This is a genomic window from Salinarimonas soli, from assembly GCF_008386575.1.
GTDB lineage: Bacteria > Pseudomonadota > Alphaproteobacteria > Rhizobiales > Beijerinckiaceae > Salinarimonas_A > Salinarimonas_A soli.
In genome coordinates this window covers 186,698-204,035 of the sequence record NZ_VUOA01000019.1, presented here as the reverse complement: position 1 = coordinate 204,035, position 17,338 = coordinate 186,698, and the positions used below count along the sequence as shown (strand labels likewise).

Below are 17,338 nucleotides of genomic sequence, written 5' to 3'. Positions count from 1 at the left end.
AATGGGGGTTAGCGGAACAACGATCAGGGGCTGGATCAGCCGTGCGGCATCCAGAACTTCCTCACCTTCACGGCATCGCCCTCGAAGAGGACGGTGGTGCCGCGCAGGTTCCGGATCTGCTTGTTGGTCCGCTTGATCATCCCGTGGCGCTTGCCGCGCTGGGCGTAGAGCACCTTGCCGGTGCCGGTGATCTTGAAGCGCTTCTTGGCGCCCGACTTGGTCTTCATCTTGGGCATTTGGCTCTCCTGAACGCAGCGCGACGGGGCCCTCGCGAGCCCGCCCGCCGTCGTGGTTTGCTGATTGAGCAAAACGAACCGCCACGGCAGCCCTGACAGCCGGTCGGTTCGAAGGCGCGGTGTATGACAGAAGACGGCACGGATGGCAACATCTGGGGCGCGATGAGCCGGACCGCTCACGGGCCCTTCCCTCGCTCAGTCGGGCCAGCGCCGCGGGGCTCCCTCCCCTGACGTCGAGTGATCGCGGTGTCGGGCCTGGAGAGGTCACCGGCCGATCGGTCGAGATCCATTCTGGCTCGGCACAGCCGTCACCTCCACCCCTTGCCCCTCCCCGCAAGGGGGAGGGGATTCTGTGACGCCCTACGGTGCCATGCGCGGTGCAGGTCTGGCGACGCGAGGCTGAACGAGCGCCGCCGCGCTCCCCCTTGCGGGGGAGCGCGGCGGCGCGTGGCGAGGGCGTCCAGCCCCCCGAAACGACGAAGGCCGCCCCGGGGGCGGCCCTCATGCGGGATGCTGCGGCCGCGTCTCAGCGCGGCGCCAGGACCATCGTGACCTGACGGCCCTCGAAGTTGGGCTCCATCTCCACCTTGGCGAGCTCCGACACGTCGGTGCGGACGCGGTCGAGCACCTTGAGGCCGAGATCCTGGTGCGCCATCTCGCGGCCCCGGAAGCGCAAGGTGATCTTCACCTTGTTGCCCTCCTCGAAGAAGCCCCGCATCGCCTTCATCTTGACCATGTAGTCATGGTCGTCGATCCCCGGGCGCAGCTTGATCTCCTTGACCTCGACGGTCTTCTGCTTCTTGCGCGCCTCGGAGGCCTTCTTCTGCTCGTTGAAGCGGAACTTGCCGTAATCGAGGATCTTGCAGACCGGCGGCATGGAGTTCGGCGCGATCTCGACGAGGTCGAGGCCGGCATCCTCCGCGATCTTGAGCGCGTCGAAGAAGGGCATGGCGCCGCGGTTCTGGCCATCCTGATCGATGAGCTGAACGTCGCGGACGCCGCGGATGTCTCGGTTGGCGCGCGGCCCCTCCTTCTGCGGGGTCGGCAGGGCTCTCATGGGTCGGCGAATGGCGGCATTCTCCTCTGTGACATGGGTGACGACGGAAACCCGCGCCCGCTCCTTGGGGCAGCGAACCGGGACCGGCCTCGACGCATGACGTTTAAACGCCCGATGCTGGGCAGATTTCCCGAAAGAGTCAATGGCCTTCGCGCCCGCGCCCCGCTTTCGGCGGGGAACGGGCCCGATGCTGATCAAAGAATCCTCAACGCCGGCCGGTCCGGCGCTCCAGGAGCGCGCAATAGACGTCCAGCGTGCGCTCCACCATGCTGTCGAGGGAGAAGTGGCGCTGGACGTGGAGCTGCGCCCGCACCGCCATGGCCTCCCGGGCGCTCGCCCCCATGGACAGGGCCGCCTTGAGGGCGTCGGCGAGGGCCTCGGGATCGTTGGGCGGCACGCGCCAGCCCGTGCGCTCGGGGCCCGGCACGTCGGGGACGGCGAGCACGGTCTCGGGCACGGCGCCGAGATCGGACACCACCACGGGGGTGCCCATGGCCTGCGCCTCCACGGCGGAGCGGCCGAAGGCCTCCGGCTCGGTGGAGGGCACGGCCACCACCGAGGCCGCGAGGAAGGCCGCCGCCATGTCGGTGCAATGGCCGACCCGGTGGACGATCCCGCCGAGCCCGCGCGCCTCCACCGCGCGGTCGAGATCCTTGACGTACGAATCGCGCCCCTGCGGATCGCCCGCGAGCACGAAGGCGACGTCGCGCACGCCCATATCTCTGAGGTGGGCCGCCGCGTCGATGAGCACGCGCTGCCCCTTCCAGGCGGTCAGCCGCGCGGCGAGCAGCACGATGCGCTCGTGGGGCGCCACGCCCCAGGCCTGGCGCAGGGCCTCGACGCGCTCGGGCTCCACGGCCGAGGGCGTGAACGAGCGAAAGTCCGTGCCGCGATAGATCACCCGCAGGCGGGGCTCGGCCATGGGATAGGCGCTCGCGATGAGCCCCGCCGTGTAATGCGAGTTGGCGATCACGGCGTCGCCCCGCGCCATCACGGAATTGTAGCGCACCTTGATGGGCGAGCGGCCCGAATAGCTGCCGTGATAGGTGGTGACGAAGGGCAGGTTGAGCGCCCGCGCGGTGCCCAGCGCCACCCAGGCCGGGGCGCGGGAGCGGGCATGGACGAGGTGCACCCCCTCGTCGAGGCACAGCTTGGCGAGGCGGCGCACGTTGCGCAGCATCGCGAGCGGGTTCTTCGTCGCGGCGGGGAACGGCGCCCAGATGCCGCCCTTGGCCTGGAGCTCGCCCACGAGCCGGCCGCCCTCGGTGGCCACGAGCGCCCGCGCGCCGGCGGCCGCGAGCCCCGCCGCGATGTCCACGGTGGTGCGCTCGGCGCCGCCCGCCTCGAGCTCGGGGATGATCTGGAGGATGGTCCGGCCCGCCAAGGGATGATGCCCCGTCGGCGGGTCGCCATGCACGGCTTGTCGCGCTGAGGGGTACACCTTGATATGAGCCTTGTCCGATGGTTCGCCGCGGGCAGAGTCGCGGCTATGGGTTTAAGGTTCGTAAACCAATGCTGCAAATTCTTCAGGCCGGCTCCGGATCCGCGGCCCGCCCCCTCGCGGTGCGCGCGCGCGGGGGATCGGGCCCGCCCGTGGTGTGGCTCGGCGGCTTCCGCTCCGACATGCGGGCCACCAAGGCGAGCGCGCTCGACGAGTGGGCGGCCACGCGGGGCCGGGCGCTGGTGCGCTTCGACTATGGCGGGCACGGCGAATCGGGCGGCGATTTCGAGTCCTGCACCATCTCGAGCTGGACCGAGGACGCGCTCGCGGTGATCGACCGCTTCGTGGGCGAGCGCCCGATCCTCGTGGGCTCGTCCATGGGTGGCTGGATCGCGCTCCTCGTCACGCGCGCCCTGCGCAAGCGCGCGCCCGAGCGAGCGCCGGCGGGCCTGGTGCTCATCGCGCCCGCGGTCGACTTCACCGAGCGGCTGATGTGGGACGCCTTCCCCGAGGAGATCCGCCGCGCGATCCTGGAGACGGGCCGGTTCCTGCGGCCGACGCTGTACGGCAGCGAGCCCTACCCGATCACGAGGGCGCTGATCGAGGACGGCCGCCGCCACCTCATGCTCGGCGCGCCGATCGAGACGGGCTGCCCCGTCCACATCCTGCAGGGCATGCAGGACCCGGACGTGCCCTGGGAGCACGCCATGCTCCTCGTCGAGCACCTGCCCGCAGACGACGTGGCGCTGACCCTCATCAAGGACGGGGATCACCGGCTCTCGAGACCGGAGGATCTGGAGCGGCTGATCAGGGCGGTGGAGGGGATGGGGTGACGGGCCTCCCCTCTCCCGGATGGGAGAGGAGTGCACGGAGTGCCAGGGGGTGAGGGTGGACAGCCGGGAGGGGCGCACCACCTGGCCGCCGCGCTTCTGTCATCCCCAGGCTTGACCCGGGGACCCGAAGTCACGCGCCACCTGGATGGCCGGCCTCATCCTGAGCCTGTCGAAGGACAAGCCCGGCCACGACAAGCGGAGGTGCGGGAGCACGCTGGTATAACCGCGCCACCCTCACCCCCGGCCCCTCTCCCACTCGGGAGAGGGGAGTTTGGCGCTAGTGCAGGCTCACGGTCTCGAGGTCGTTCGCCCAGGCGTTGGCCACGGCCGCGTCGCGGGTGTCCGCGAGGAGGATCGGGGCGCCGGAGGCGGAGATGACGGCGAAGAGGTCAAGGCCCGGCTGGAGCTCGGGGGCGCCGGGAAAGAGGCGGGTCACCTCGTCGGAGCTCATGGGCTTCACGTAGGCGACCTGCCCCTCGCCCATCTGGGCGAGATCGGCGTGGTCGAGGCGGGTGGTGTCGTGGATCAGGTTGTTCATGATCGCCCTCCTTCGAGCGGCAATAGGGGTGAAGCCCCGGTCAGGCCTTCGGTTTCATCGCGATGTCGATCCGCCGCACGATCCGCTCGGGCTCGGGCCGGGCGAGGTCGATGGAGAGGAGGCCGTTCGACAGGTCCGCGCCCAGAACCTCCATGCCCTCGGCGAGGAGGAAGGCGCGCTGGAACTGCCGGGCGGCGATGCCGCGATGCAGGAAGTGGCGCGTCTTGTCGTCGACCTGGCGTCCGCGGACGATGAGCTGGTTGTCCTCCAGCGTCACCTCGAGCTGATCCCGGGTGAAGCCCGCGACCGCCAGCGTGATCCGCAATCGGTCCGGCTCCGCCTCGGTGCGGACCAGGCGTTCGATGTTGTAGGGCGGGTATCCGTCGTTCGCGACCTTGGCGACGCGGTCGAGCGCCTGCTCGATCTCGTCGAAGCCCAGGAGGAACGGATGCCCGAACGGCGACTGACGCGACATGGCAAAGCCCTTCTCAAGGCACTTAGCCGGAGGGCGGCCCGCGGGATGCAGCACCGTTCTCCTTCGCCATCGAATATGGATAAGGCAGCCCGCCGCATCAAGGGCCGGGGTCCCGGAGGCCGGATGAGACGTGGGGACCAATTTCCGACCTCGTCCTGAGAGGCTGGCCCATAAGTACGGCCTACCCTCCACCCTCGTCCTGAGGTGCCCACCGCAGGTGGGCCTCGAAGGGCGCTCCAGTAACCTCCCTCAGGCTGTGGCAGCGTCCTGCGTGCTTCGAGACGCGCTCTTCGAGCGCTCCTCAGCATGAGGGGGTGGGAGACCGTCGGTCCGGGTCGCGGACCGCGCCCCGGTCAGCCGGCGGCCTTCGCGATCCCGGGCAGGGGCGGCGCGGGCTTCGCGTCGAGGGGGAAGGCGATGCGGGCGAGCGAGCCGCCGGGCGGAGGCATCTCCAGCTCGCCCTCGATCTGCCGGGCGAGCTTCGTCACGATGGTGAGGCCGAGCGAGCGGCGCCCGGGGCGGGCCTCGGGCAGGCCGATGCCGTCGTCGGACACCTCCAGCACGCCCCGCTCGCCCGAGAGGTAGCTGCGCACGGTGACGGTGCCGGTCCGATCGCCGGGGAAGGCGTGGCGGAAGGCGTTGGTGAGGAGCTCCACGGCGATGAAGGCGAGCGGCACCGCCGTGTCGAGGGGCACGCGCATGGGCTGGGCGTCGAGCACCACCTTGATGCCGCGCTCCTGCGCCCCGAAGGAGGACGCCACCTCCTCGGTGAGGTCGTCGAGATAGTCGCGCAGGTCCACGGAGGCGAGATCGGGGGAATTGTAGAGGAGGGTGTGGACCCGGGCCATGGCGCCGATGCGCCGCACGGCGGCCTCGAAGGGCTCCTGCTGCTCGGGCGACAGGTCGCGCGCGCCGAGCCGCAGGAGGCTTTGCACGATCTGGAGGTTGTTCTTCACCCGGTGATAGATCTCGCGCAGCAGCACCTCGCGCTCGGTGGCGGCCTTGCGCTGCTCGGCGAGCGCGTCCTGCGTCGCGGCAAGCAGGCGCGCGTCGAGGTCGCTCAAGGCCCGCGACGCGGCGAGCCGCTCGTGGTTCACCCGGCTCTGGACCACGTTGTAGGACAGGACGATGGCGAGCACCGCCGCGAGCGTGAGGCTGAGGAGCCCCGCCGCGAGGGTCGCGAAGGTGGAGCGGTTCGACAGGGCGGCGTAGCGCCCCCGGTCCATCGCCGCCACGGCGGTCCAGCCCGTGAGCGGCGAGCGCTGGAAGGCGGTGAACACCTCCTGCCCGTCGAGGGTGCGGGCGGCGAAGACCCCCGTGGGGCGCTCGTCGATGACGCCGCGCAGGTCCGCGTTGGCCTGCTGGCCCGTGAGGTCGGGCCCGCGCGAGCGTGCGAGCACCCGCCCCGAGCCGTCGATCACGACCGTAAGGAGCTCAGGGGTCGCCGCCGCCATGAGCACGTCCTGCACGGCGGAGGCGCGCGCCGCGGCCACGAGCACGTGGCCCGGCGTGCCGTTGCGGATGACGGGGATGTAGAGCGCGATCTGCTGCTCGGGCCGCGCCCCGCCGGTGCCCGTGCCGGGCGGGAAGGCCCGGACGGCGGGCTGGCGGCTCGTCGCCACCTGGCGCACCAGCTCGGCGGAGGGCGTGAGGGGCTGCCCGGTCTCGGCCTCCTGCGGGGCGCTCACGAGGGTGCGCCCGCTCTCCACCTCCACGAGGGTGAGGGCGTGCCAGCGGGGGCCTCCCGTGAGGAGGCGGCTCGCGTCGGCGAGGAAGGCGGCCGGGTCGGGGCCATCCAGGCTCGGCAGGGCGCTGACCGCGGTGACGAGGCTCAGCTGCTGGCGCATCTGCGCGTCCACCTGCTGCGAGAGGGCCTTCACCCGGTCGGCGAGGTAGGTTTCCATGTCGCGCTGGCTCTGGGCGAGCTCGGAGCGCAGCCACAGGCCCGCGAAGAGGATGAGGGGCACCAGGGCGGCGAGGGCCGCGACGGCGAGCACGTAGAGCGTGCGCAACGCGAGCCGGCGCTCCTCCGGCCGGCGCCGCGTGGCTTCCATCTCGAACGTGGTTTCCGCCGCCTTCATCACGCCCGCACCTGTTCTCTTGCACACCCGGGACCGCCCGACGGGGCGGCTCCCGCACGGTCGCGCGGCCTCCCCTGCCGCGCACCGCCCGAACCGGAGCGAACGCCGGGGACCCGGCGCTTGTTCCGGCGCCGCCCGCGCAAGGGGCTCAAGGCGCGTTGCCGACGGGCACCTGCTGCTCGTCGGGGATATCCCGGAAGACGCTGTCGTTGCGGCTTGCGGTCGGGAGCGCCTTCAGCTGGTCGTCGGCGAGGTCGCGGGCGACGAGACGATCGTCGCGCAACGCCACCTGGCCGGCGGGCACCATCACGTGGCGCTCGCCCAGGCCCAGGAAGCCGCCATGCGACACCACGAGGCGGAAGCCGCCGTCGGGCCCCTGGACGACGCGCTCGATCTCGCCCAGGGCCTGCCCCTGCACCGTGTAGAGCTTGAGGTCCTTGAGACGCGAGACGGCGACCTGCTGGGTTCCGGCGGCCGGCGGCGACTGGATCCCCCCTGTCGCGGCGGGGACCGGCGCCGTGCCGTAGGCCGCCATCGCGGGGTCGCCCTGCGTCAGGGACGCGGGGGCCCGGAAGTCGGCGCCGGCCTGGCGGTAGCCCGGAGCGTCGCCCTGGCGCGGGGTCTGGGCGCGCAGCTCCTGCGCCGTCATGTCGGCGACGAGCCGGTCGTCCTGGACCCGCATCCGGCTCAGGGGCAGGAGAACCTGCCGCTCGCCGATGGCGAGGAAGCCGCCATAGGTGACCACGAGGAAGGTCTGGTCGGCCGGGCCGATCAGCACGTCGTCCACCTCGCCGATCAGGTCGCCCGCGGCGCTGTGGACGCGCATGTCCTCGAGCTCCCGCGCGCCGAGCTGACGCCCCTGCACCGGCGCGGCCGGGGTCTGGGTTTCGGCCCGCTCCGCGACCGCGCCCGCCGCGAGGGGCACGGGCGGGACGGATTCGGCGGTGAGCCGCGGCACCTCGGCGGCGGGCGGCGGGGTCTGCGGCGCCGCCTGGAGCGCCGGGGGAGAGACCGGGGGCGCGAGCGCAGGGGCGGGCTGGACCTGGAGGGGCTGGACCTGGGGGGACTGGGCCTGGGCGAGCGCGGGGAGCGCCGGGGCGGGGGGCGCCGCCTCGAAGCGCACGGTCGGCTCGCCTGGAGCCTGGTTGACCACCACCCGCGGCTCGGCGCGCTCGTAGCGCACCTGGGGCTGGCGCACCTCGACCTGCGGCGTCCCCAGGGCGACGTTCACCGCGGGGTCCGGCATCCGCACGATGATCTCGGGCTGGGGCATGTCCACGGTCACCGTGGGGGCGGGCTGGCGCACGACGATCTCGGGCCGCGGCTGGCCCACGGAGACGTTGGGCTGGGGCTGCTGCACCGCGATCTGCGGCGCCGCCGACTGGACCTGGACGGCCGGCGCCGCGGGCTGCACCACGATGCGCGAGGGATCGACCCGCACGGGAGCGCCCTGCGTGACGATGGTGGTCTCGCCCATGCGGGCCAGCGCCTCGCGGCAGGCGCCGTCGTCGCCCGCCGTGCGATAGGCCCGCGCGGTCTCGGCCGAGACCGGCAGCGCCTCGCCCTGCCGGGTCTCGACCGTCTGGACGAGGCGCTCGCAGGCCGAGGCCGCGACGGGAGTCAGAGGCGTCTGCGCCGCCGCGATCGAGACCAGCCCTGTGGAGGCGAACAGGGACGCGATGAGTACGCGCGACATGGCGGACGGACCTCCGTGGCGAAGATTGGAAAACCGGACGGGGAAGGTTCGGCGCGACGAAAAGTTCCAGCCCGGAGCCGGCCGATTCCACACTGCGGAACGCATTCGGCGCTCCCGCGCGGTCCTTTCAGCCGAGGTCGACCCGGCCCAGCTCCGCCCAGCGCGCGAGAGCCGCCCGAAGGCTCGTGGGATCGGGCAGGTGGACCGCCGCGATGCTCTCGCCGCCGCCGATCCGCACGGACAGGCCGCCGAGATGGTTCACGACGGCAAAGCCGTTCTCGTCCGTGAGATCGTCGCCGATGAAGACGGGGCGGCGCCCGCGATAGGGCGGCTCCTGCATGAAGCGCTCGATGATTGGGCCCTTGCCCGCGAAGGCCGGCAGGATCTCGGCCACGGCCTTGCCGCCCTGGAGGCGGTAGGAGCCGCCGAGATCGCCGGCAAGCTCCTGCATCAGGCGGTGCGCCTCGGCGGCGTGGCCGGGGGCGAGGCGCCAGTGCAGGGCCACCGAGCACCCCTTGTCCTCGACGAGCACGCCGGGCCAGCCGGCCACGGCGTCACGCAGGCGATCCACCCCGCGCCGCAGCGCCGGATGGGCCTGCGGATCGCAGGGGAAGAAGTGCCCGCCGATCCGGTGCTCGACCCCGTGCAGGCCCGCCGCGTCGCCGGAAAAGGGATCGAGGAACCCGTCGAGGGTCGCCACCGGGCGGCCGCTGACCAGGGCCAGCGCGCCCCCGAGGCGCTCCCGCAGCCGGGTCAGGATGCCGGGCAGGGACGGATCGACGGCGACCGCGTCGGGGCGCCCGACGATCTCGACGAGCGTTCCGTCGAAGTCGAGGAAGAGGGCGTCAGGCATGGTCTCCCGCGTCGTCACGGGGGTCCTTGGGCTCAGCCCCCGCCCATGCCCTCGATCACCTTGCCGGTCCCGCCGCAGGTCTGGCACGCCGCGGCGCCGATCCGGCCGGAGCCCTTGCAGTCGGGGCAGACGTTCTCGCCCGTGCCGGGGGTGCCGGGAGGGGCGTCGTCGCCGGGATTGGTTCCGCCGCCTTGCTGGCGCGTGCCGCTCATGGAAGCCTCCTGGGTGCTGGTCTCGTTGACCAACGCCAGGCCCCGGTGAGGGTTGCAGCCCGAGGTCGGCGTCTCGCGTGCTAACGTCCGTTGACGACGGCCGCCACGGCCTTGATCTGGTTCCGGGTGTAGCTCGGCAGGCCGGCGCTGAGCGAGGCGCCCGTGTTGAACGAGCTGTTGCCCGAGAGGACCTGCGCCGGCACGAGGTTGCGCAGGACGGGCACGCGCTCGAACTCCTTCTTCTTCTCCAGCACGTCCGTCTCGACGCCGAGCGCCATGAAGACGGTGCAGACGCTCTTGGCCGGATCGGCGGGATGGCGCTGGAACACGGCGAGGAACTTGCCGAACTGCATCACCTGGTTGACCCAGAAGATCGACTGCTCCACCGCCCCCGCGACGGGCGTGCCCAGGGCGGTGAGCTCGGCGAGCGCACCGGTCTCGGCGGCGGGCACCACGCGCAGCTCGCTTTGGAATTCCATGGCCTCGGAGATCTTCTTGCCGCTGTCCTCCAGCTTGTTGGCGAGCCGGATCCCCATGGGGAGCTTGCCCTCGAGCTGGTAGGTGGAGGCGAGGCAGGTGGTGCCGGGCCCGCACCAGGGCCGCTGCGGGTTGAGGCCGTGCTTCTCCTCCGGGTCCTTGAGGGGCACGATGTCGGCGGCGTTCAAGGGCCGGTGCCGGATGGCCGGGTCGATGCGCTCCAGGAAGCCGGTCGTGGCGAAGCGCGCGAGATCGAGGCTCTCGGCCGGCTTGTCGATGAGGAAGCGCGCCTCGGCCACGTAGACGTGGAGCTTCTCCTTGTAGGGCTTGGTCACCCCGTGCACCGTCACGTTGATGGTGGGCTCGACATAGGACGGGTAGAGCGAGAGGAGCCGCTTCTGCCTTGGCTGCGTGCGCTCCCAGTCCTCGAACCGCACGAGGCCCGTGACCGGATCGGCGATCTCGCTGCCGCGCCCGTCGCTCACGACGACCACGCCGGGCTTGAGCGCGGCGGGCGCCACCGCGGCGGCGGAGCGCGCCTCCTCGATGCGGAACGCCTGCTGCTGCTGCGCGAGCGCGGGTCCGCCCAGCGCGAGAAGGAGGGAGAGGGAGGCGGCGAGACGCATCGGGGCGATGTCCTGGTGGGAGGCGGGACGGCGGGTCAATAGACGGGCCGGCCCCAGAGATAATCGGGATCCACCCGGCGCGGCCGGCGCACCGGCTCGTCCTCGTCGGGCCATAGCGGGCTGTTGTAGACCGGCCCGCGCCGGTTGGGATCCCGCCGGGGACGCGGCTCGTTCCAGCCGTAGCTCCGGGCATAAGGGTCCTGGCCGAGATCCTCGGCGCGATCGCCGCCGTCGTCCGCGCCCCAGCCTCCAGGGGCGTAGGCATAGGCCTCGGCGCGGGGCACCAGGCTGAACTGGGTCTCGCTCAGGCGCCCGCTGCCGTCGAGGCGGAAATATTCCATGAAGCCCCCCTGCCCTCCCCCGATCCGGTCGCCCGAATAGGGATCGATGGCGAGGCTTGCCAGGCGCCGCGCGGCCTCGGGCGAGGGCCCCTTGAGCGCGGTCTTGGGCGCGTGATGGGCCCAGGACGCCTGGAGCACCGCGTCGAAGATCGGCAGGGCGGCCTTCGAGCCCGTCTGGCCGCGGCCGAGGGTGCGGCGCTTGCCGTCGGCGTTGTCGTAGCCGACCCAGACCGCGATCGTCACCTCGTTGGTGAAGCCCACGAACCAGGCGTCGTTCTCGTTGTCGGTGGTGCCCGTCTTGCCCGCCACGTAGGGGCCGAGCCGCCGATAGGCGCGCGCCGTGCCCCGCTCCATCACGCCCTGGAGGATGGATTTCAGCTGGAAGAAGGCCGGGCGGTCCGCCGACCCGATGAACACGGGGGGCTTGGGCTCGTGCCTGTAGAGCACGCGCCCGTCCTGCTCCACCGCCTCCAGGGCATAGGGCTGGGGCCGCGCGCCCTCGTTGGCGATGCCGGCATAGAAGGCCGCGAGATCGATGAGCCGCAGGGGCTGGGCGCCGAGCACGAAGGGGTAGTAGCGGTCGCATTCGAGATAGAGCTGCGCCTCGACGGCGAGGTCGCACACGGCCGAGAGGCTTGCCTTGGGATCGGAGGCGATGCCGCCGTCCAGCAGGCGGGCCGTGACGAGGTTCTTCGAGTTCTCGAGCGCCCGCCGCAGCGTGATCGTGCCACTGCTCGTGCCGTCGTAGTTCTTGGGCGACCACCACTCGCCGCGCCCGCCGTCGGGGGGCGGCAGGCTCACGGGGGCGTCCCAGATCAGGGTGTTGGGCTGCAGGCCGTGCTGGAGCGCCGCGAGATAGACGAGCGGCTTCAAGGTGGAGCCCGGCTGGCGGTGCGCCTGGGTGGCGCGGTTGAGCTGGCTCAAGGGGTAGGAGAAGCCGCCCGACATGGCGAGGATCCGCCCCGTGGCGTTCTCGATCACCGCGAGCGCGCCCTGCACGGAGGGGCGCACGCGCAGCTCGGCGCGGGCCCCGCCCTTGGCGCCCGCCTTGCCCTCCGTGACACGCACATGGACCACGTCGCCGGGCTTGAGCGACTTGCGGATGGCGGCGTTCCAGGTGGTGAGGGGCAGGATGCGCCCGTCGCGTAGGCCCACCCGGATCACCTCGCCTCCCTCCTTCGCGCGCGCCTTCTGCACCACCACGGCGGCGGGCCATTGCACGTCGTAGAGGGGCAGGCGCGCCCGCTCCAGGGCGGTGCGCCAGGCGGGCTGGGCGAGGGGCTCGCCCTTCGCCGCCTTCTCGATGGCGTCGATCGCCGCCGTGAGGTTCGTCTCGGGGCCGGTGAAGGCCACCCGGCCCGTGTTCAGCTCGTAGCGGGCGAGCCCCTCCTGGAGCGCGCCCTCGGCGGCGCGCTGGAGCGCGGGATTGAGCGTCGAGCGCACCGTGTAGGAGGCCTTCGAGAGCCCCTGGATCCCGGCGAGCGTGCGGGCCTCCCGGTCCACGAGGTCGATGAGGTGGAAGGCGCCGTTGCGCCGCGCCCGCTCGTAGGCCACCGTCCGGGTCGGCTTCGCGAGCGCGGCCTGCGCCTGCTCGGGGCTGACATAGCCGTCCTCGCGCATGCGGCTGATCACGTAGGCGATGCGGTCGCGCATCCGGTCGGGGAAGCGGTCCGGGTCGTAATAGTTCGGCCCCTTGGCGAGACCGGCGATGAGCGCGCTCTCGCGCAGGTCGAGGTCCTTGGCGGGCTTGCCGAAGAAGGTTTGGGCCGCCATCTCGACGCCCCAGGAATTGCGGCCGAGATAGATGGAGTTGAGATAGATCTCGAGGATCTCGTCCTTGGTGAGCGTGCGCTCGAGCCGCGCCGCGACGATCATCTCGCGCATCTTGCGGTCATAGGTGACGTCGTCGCCCACCAGCAGGTTCTTGGCCACCTGCTGGGTGATCGTGGACCCGCCCTGGGGGCGGCCGGGGGCGCTCAGGTTGCCGATGAAGGCGCGCGACACGCCGCGCTCGTCGATGCCCCGGTGGGTGGGGAAGCGCTTGTCCTCCGCCGCGATGAAGGCCTGGCGCACGAGGGGCGAGATGCGGTCGAGCGGCACCCATTGGCGCCGGTGGTCGGCCTCGAACACCTCCGCGAAGCGCTCGCCCTTGCCGTCGATCACCACGCTCATGCCGGGGAGCCGGGCGTTCTTGAGGGTCGTGTGGTCGGGCAGGTTGTCGACGGCCTTGTTGAAGTACGCGATCACCTCGCCGAGGTCGACGGGCGACGGGCTCACCGCCTCGCCCTTGCAGAACAGGCGGTACGAGCTCACGAGATCGCCGAACTGCAGGCCCTGGAGGATCTTCACGTCGCCCGCGACGGCGCCGGGATCCTCCATCGCGGTGGCGATGAGGTCGTCGAGGTTGATGTCCTCGATGTCGAAGGCCTTGCGGAAGTGGTCGCAGCCCTGGCGCAGGAGGCGGGACACCTCCCCCTGGTCCCGCACGGGATCGAACGAGGTGCGCACCGCCTCGGGCGCCGTCGTCACCTGGCTCAAGGTGAGGGCGGTCGCGAAGATCTTCACGAGGATGCTGCTCATGCGGCGGGTCTCGTCGGGGTCCTTGCGGGCGTCCCAAGAAAGGCGCCCGCCGTGCTGAATGGAAAGTGTACAAAACGTCCGTTTTACGAAGCGTGATCACCCGGCCGGGCGCGACGGCCCGGCCTGGAATGGCGATCGACGGGAACCCGCGTGCCCCGTCGGAACGTTCTCCCCTGTCGGCCGCGAAGCGGGGCGATGGAGGGAGAGCATGGCATATCGGAGGAAGGCTGTCGCGATCGCGCTGCTCGCCGGGCTCGTGCCCGCGGGCGGGTTCGCCCAGTCGGACCGGGGCTGGGTCGACCCCCCTGGCACGGACGCACCCGCGGCCCCGGCGCCGCCGCCCGCCCCTCCCCCGCCCCAGGCGGCTCCCCCGGCGCCGCCTCCGCCCGCGGCCCCGCCGGCACCGCGCCGCGTCGAGACGGATCCGCTCGCCGACCGGCCGGCCACGACGGCCTCGCCCGCCCCGCGCGCGCCGGAGCCCCCGCCCCCGACCCGCGCCGCCCGTCCGCCCCGCCCGGCCCCCGAGGCGGTGGATCCCGAGCCCGACGTCGCGACCCGGCCCGAGCCGGAGGCCGAGCCCCCGCGCCGTCAGGCGAGCCCCGACATCCTCGCCCCGGCGCCCCGCGCGCCCGCGCCCCGGCCCGCCCCCCGCGAGCCGGTGGTCACGGAGCGCCCCGCCGATCGGGAGACCCCGGAGCGCCCGGCCGCGAATCTCGGCAGCGCCGCGCAGCGCCTCGCCGTCGACTATCTCGGCTTCTGGTCCGCCTCGAACGCCGAGACCCTCGACGTGATGCCGGAATTCTACGGCTCCCGGGTCGAGTTCCACGGCAAGCTCATGAGCGCGCGGGCGGTCTTCGACGAGAAGCGCCGGTTCGTGCGCCGCTGGCCCGAGCGCGAGTACACGCCGCGTCCGGAGACGATGCGGGTCTCCTGCGCGCCGGCCGGCGAGGTCTGCACCGTGCGCACGCAATTCGATTTCGTCGCCTCCAACCCGCAGCTCGGCAAGCGCTCGACGGGCACGGGCCAACTGGAGCTCGTGGTGGCGCTCGCGGGCTCCACCCCCGTGATCGTCTCGGAGACGAGCAACGTCGTGCGGCGCGGGCGCCTCGTTCCGGCCGAATCGGACGAGGAGAACTGAGACCATGACGCCTCGCGAGGAAGCCCAGGCGCAGATCCGCGCCGAACTGGACCGCCATCGTCCCCTGGAGGTGTCCCGCCGAACCCTGGAGCTCATCGCCGAGATGGCGGTGCGCTACTCCGCCGTCGAGGGCAAGGCGGGCTTCCAGGTCGTCGACGAGAGCGGGGCGCAGCGCTTCATGGAGCGCGGCGGCGAGCGCGTGCCCATGGACATCCCGGGGCTCGTGGCGGACATCCGCGAGCGCCATCCCGCCCTCTTCGAGGCCCCCGCCCCGGCGGGGAGCGAGCCCGCCCGCGGGAGCCTCGTCGTGGACGCTCCCGCCCCGCCCGAGCCGCGCTCGCGGGACTGGCTGATGATCGGCGGCGTGGCCGGGGCGGCGGAGGCCGCTCCCGCGCCCGCCCCCCGCGAGGCCGCGCCCGCGCCGGCCGGGGAGCCCGCCCGCAGCCGCCCGGCCCGGGCGGCGGGCGCCCTGATCAGCGCGGGCACGGGGGTGGGCGGCATGGCGAAGGCGCTGCATGCCCGCGCCCGGCTCGCCTCGCAAGGGGTGTCCGACCGCATCGGCGCCGCCCGCGACGCGATCCACGAGCGCCGCGCCACCATCGCCGACGCGCCGCTGCGGGCCGCGCCCGCAGCGGGCGGGTTCGAGGCCCCGCCGGTCGAGCGGACGGGGCCGCGCCCGCTCGCGCCCGCGACGCCGTCGGCCCCGCGTGTCACGCCCTATGTCTATGGTCTGGCCCTGCTGCTCGCGGGCCTCCTGCTCTACGCATTGTGGCCCACGGGGGCGAAGGCGCCCGCGCCGAACCGGCCCGCGGTGGCGAGCGCGCCGGCGCCCGCGCGCGCCGAGCCGGAGGCGACCGGCGGGGTGCCGGCGCGACCTGCCGCCGAGGAGGGCGTCCTGCGCGGGGTGCCCGAGGTGGTGGACACGGTGACGCTTCGTATGGAGGGGCGGGTCGTGCGGCTGTTCGGCGTCGAATGGGCCCGCGGCGGCCAGCCCGACGACCTCACGAGCTACCTGCGCGACCGCGAGACCGAATGCCGGCCCGTGTCCGGGTCGAACGCCTATCGCTGCACCGTGAACGGGCAGGACCTGTCCCGGGTCGTCCTGTTCAACGGCGGCGGCCGCACCACCGCCGAGGCGACGCCCGAGCTCCTGAAGGCGGAGGACCATGCCCGCGACGCGAAGCTCGGCGTCTGGAAGCGGTGAGGCGCCGTGTCCCGCGATCCCGCCGGCGTGCCCATGCGTTCGCGGGGCGGGGCGGATGAGCGCGGGTGCTGAATGGAGCAGATCGGCGAACGACTAGCCGACGTGGCGGCGGCCGTAGGCCGCCCCTGGGCGCTGGTGCAGCTCGCCGTCGTGGCGGGCTGCGTCGGGCTGGGCTTTGCCCTCAACGCCCTGATCGAGCCCGCCCTGGAGGCGCGCGTGCGCCGGATCCGGCGGTGGCCGCGCATGCTGCGCGTGCTCGCGGTGGTGCTGCGGCGCATGCGCTGGATCCTGGCGGCGGCTCTCCTGTGGGCGGCCTACGTCGCCATCCGCGAGACCACCTGGCCGAGCCGCAGCACCATCGTCGGGCTCGCCGCCATGCTGGTCTCGGCCTGGGTGCTCATCGCCATCGCCTCGCGGGTGATCCGCAACCGCACCCTCGGCCAGATCGTCGCCGTGGCGGGCTGGATCCTGGCCACCCTCGCCGTTCTCGGCCTCCTGCGGCCGGCGGCTGATCTTCTGGGCGCCTACGGCCTGACCCTCGGGGCGACGCGGATCTCCGTCCTGTCGCTCCTCGAGGGCATCGCCCTGCTGGGGGTGCTGCTGTGGTTGGCGAGCTTCGTGGGCGATCTCGTGGAGGGCTGGCTCGGGAGCAGCCCCGACATCACGCCCTCGTTCCAGGTCCTGTTCGGCAAGCTCGCCAAGGTGGCCCTGTTCACGGCGGCGGTGCTGTTCACGCTCTCGGCCGCGGGGATCGACCTCACCACGCTCACCGTGTTCTCGGGCGCGATCGGCCTCGGCCTCGGCTTCGGCCTGCAGAAGGTGATCTCGAACCTCGTCTCGGGGATGATCATCCTGGCCGACCGGTCGATCAAGCCGGGGGACGTGATCCAGCTCGGCGAGACCTTCGGCTGGATCCAGTCGCTGCGGGCGCGCTTCGTGTCGGTGGTGACCCGCGACGGGCGCAAGTACCTCATCCCGAACGAGGACCTGATCACGAAGCAGGTGATCAACTGGTCCTACACGGAGGAGCTCGTCCGCCTCGACGTCACCTTCCGGGTGGCCTACGACTGCAATCCCCACGCCATCCGCCGGATCGCCGTGGAGGCCGCCGAGCGGGTGGGCCGCGTGGAGGCGGAGCCCGGCCCGCTGTGCCACCTCCAGGCCTTCGGCGAGTATTCCCTGGAATTCGTCCTGCGCTTCTGGATCCGCGATCCGGCCGCCGGGCTCACCAACGTGCGCGGCGCCGTGCTGCTTGCCCTGTGGGACGCCTTCCAGGCCAACGGGGTCGAGATCCCCCTGCCCCAGCGCGAGGTGTTCGTCCACCGCGCCGGGCCGCTCCGGGCGGGCTCCACGGCGCCCGGGACCGACGGGGCCGCGGATGGGCGGACGGCTTCCCAGGGTCGCCCGGAATGACCGGTTTCAAAGCTCTCGTGCCGAGCGCGCGTGGAGCGCGTCCCGTTCGTGAGCCGTGGGGAACTCCCTGAAGCGCCCTTCGAGGCTCCGGAGCAGCTCCCCTCTCCCCAGGGGGGGGGGGGCGGGGGGGGAGGGGG

Annotated in this window: 15 protein-coding genes; 4 read left to right on the top strand and 11 right to left on the bottom strand. The window is 72.6% G+C overall.

The features are described from left to right. Positions 1-35: 35 nt before the first annotated feature. The 3 genes from rpmI to F0L46_RS10090 all read right to left on the bottom strand — a co-directional run bounded on the left by rpmI (position 36) and on the right by F0L46_RS10090 (position 2,677). Entirely contained in the window at positions 36-236 is a 201-nt protein-coding gene (gene rpmI, locus F0L46_RS10100) for a 50S ribosomal protein L35 (protein ID WP_149817059.1), read from the bottom strand. A 526-nt stretch (positions 237-762) separates the two neighbouring features. Next, complete coding sequence (gene infC / locus F0L46_RS10095) at positions 763-1,293, bottom strand: translation initiation factor IF-3 (RefSeq protein ID WP_149817057.1); 531 nt, start codon at positions 1,291-1,293, stop codon at positions 763-765. Between the two features lie 205 nt (positions 1,294-1,498). Next, on the bottom strand, positions 1,499-2,677 hold the full coding sequence (locus F0L46_RS10090) for a glycosyltransferase family 4 protein (protein ID WP_240539936.1): 1,179 nt from the start codon (positions 2,675-2,677) through the stop codon (positions 1,499-1,501). 128 nt (positions 2,678-2,805) lie between these two features. On the opposite strand from F0L46_RS10090, the gene F0L46_RS10085 reads away from it, so the two are divergent. Next, the gene (locus F0L46_RS10085; RefSeq protein WP_149817053.1) at positions 2,806-3,567 is read left to right on the top strand and encodes an alpha/beta hydrolase; all 762 of its coding nucleotides are present in this window, start codon (positions 2,806-2,808) and stop codon (positions 3,565-3,567) included. A gap of 277 nt (positions 3,568-3,844) precedes the next feature. Here the strand turns inward: F0L46_RS10085 and F0L46_RS10080 are convergent, their stop codons facing one another. The 8 genes from F0L46_RS10080 to F0L46_RS10045 all read right to left on the bottom strand — a co-directional run bounded on the left by F0L46_RS10080 (position 3,845) and on the right by F0L46_RS10045 (position 13,446). Further along, positions 3,845-4,105 carry a BQ00720 family protein gene (locus F0L46_RS10080; RefSeq protein WP_149817051.1) on the bottom strand — a complete coding sequence of 87 codons (261 nt, stop codon included), beginning with the start codon at positions 4,103-4,105 and terminating at the stop codon, positions 3,845-3,847. 40 nt (positions 4,106-4,145) lie between these two features. Beyond that, positions 4,146-4,580, bottom strand: coding sequence for an Hsp20 family protein (locus F0L46_RS10075; RefSeq protein ID WP_149817049.1), 435 nt, complete (start codon positions 4,578-4,580; stop codon positions 4,146-4,148). Between the two features lie 353 nt (positions 4,581-4,933). Beyond that, positions 4,934-6,661: a sensor histidine kinase gene (locus F0L46_RS10070; RefSeq protein WP_149817047.1), complete on the bottom strand. Its 1,728-nt coding sequence runs from the start codon at positions 6,659-6,661 to the stop codon at positions 4,934-4,936. A 148-nt stretch (positions 6,662-6,809) separates the two neighbouring features. Next, the gene (locus tag F0L46_RS10065) at positions 6,810-8,357 is read right to left on the bottom strand and encodes a PRC-barrel domain-containing protein (protein WP_149817045.1); all 1,548 of its coding nucleotides are present in this window, start codon (positions 8,355-8,357) and stop codon (positions 6,810-6,812) included. A 127-nt stretch (positions 8,358-8,484) separates the two neighbouring features. Continuing rightward, positions 8,485-9,210, bottom strand: coding sequence for a trehalose-phosphatase (otsB, locus tag F0L46_RS10060; protein ID WP_149817043.1), 726 nt, complete (start codon positions 9,208-9,210; stop codon positions 8,485-8,487). 32 nt (positions 9,211-9,242) lie between these two features. Beyond that, positions 9,243-9,422, bottom strand: coding sequence for a hypothetical protein (locus F0L46_RS10055; protein ID WP_149817041.1), 180 nt, complete (start codon positions 9,420-9,422; stop codon positions 9,243-9,245). Positions 9,423-9,502: 80 nt separating this feature from the next. Continuing rightward, the gene (locus F0L46_RS10050) at positions 9,503-10,525 is read right to left on the bottom strand and encodes a hypothetical protein (protein ID WP_149817039.1); all 1,023 of its coding nucleotides are present in this window, start codon (positions 10,523-10,525) and stop codon (positions 9,503-9,505) included. 35 nt (positions 10,526-10,560) lie between these two features. Then, positions 10,561-13,446 carry a penicillin-binding protein 1A gene (locus tag F0L46_RS10045; protein WP_149817037.1) on the bottom strand — a complete coding sequence of 962 codons (2,886 nt, stop codon included), beginning with the start codon at positions 13,444-13,446 and terminating at the stop codon, positions 10,561-10,563. 208 nt (positions 13,447-13,654) lie between these two features. On the opposite strand from F0L46_RS10045, the gene F0L46_RS27045 reads away from it, so the two are divergent. From F0L46_RS27045 to F0L46_RS10030, 3 genes are all read left to right on the top strand, one after another. Next, on the top strand, positions 13,655-14,584 hold the full coding sequence (locus tag F0L46_RS27045) for a hypothetical protein (RefSeq protein WP_188311912.1): 930 nt from the start codon (positions 13,655-13,657) through the stop codon (positions 14,582-14,584). A gap of 4 nt (positions 14,585-14,588) precedes the next feature. After that, positions 14,589-15,788, top strand: a complete 1,200-nt coding sequence (locus F0L46_RS10035; protein ID WP_149817034.1) for a thermonuclease family protein — start codon at positions 14,589-14,591, stop codon at positions 15,786-15,788. A 72-nt stretch (positions 15,789-15,860) separates the two neighbouring features. Next, a complete protein-coding gene (locus F0L46_RS10030; RefSeq protein ID WP_149817032.1) occupies positions 15,861-17,201 on the top strand; it encodes a mechanosensitive ion channel family protein in 1,341 nt (446 codons plus the stop codon). The last annotated feature ends 137 nt before the right edge of the window (positions 17,202-17,338 follow it).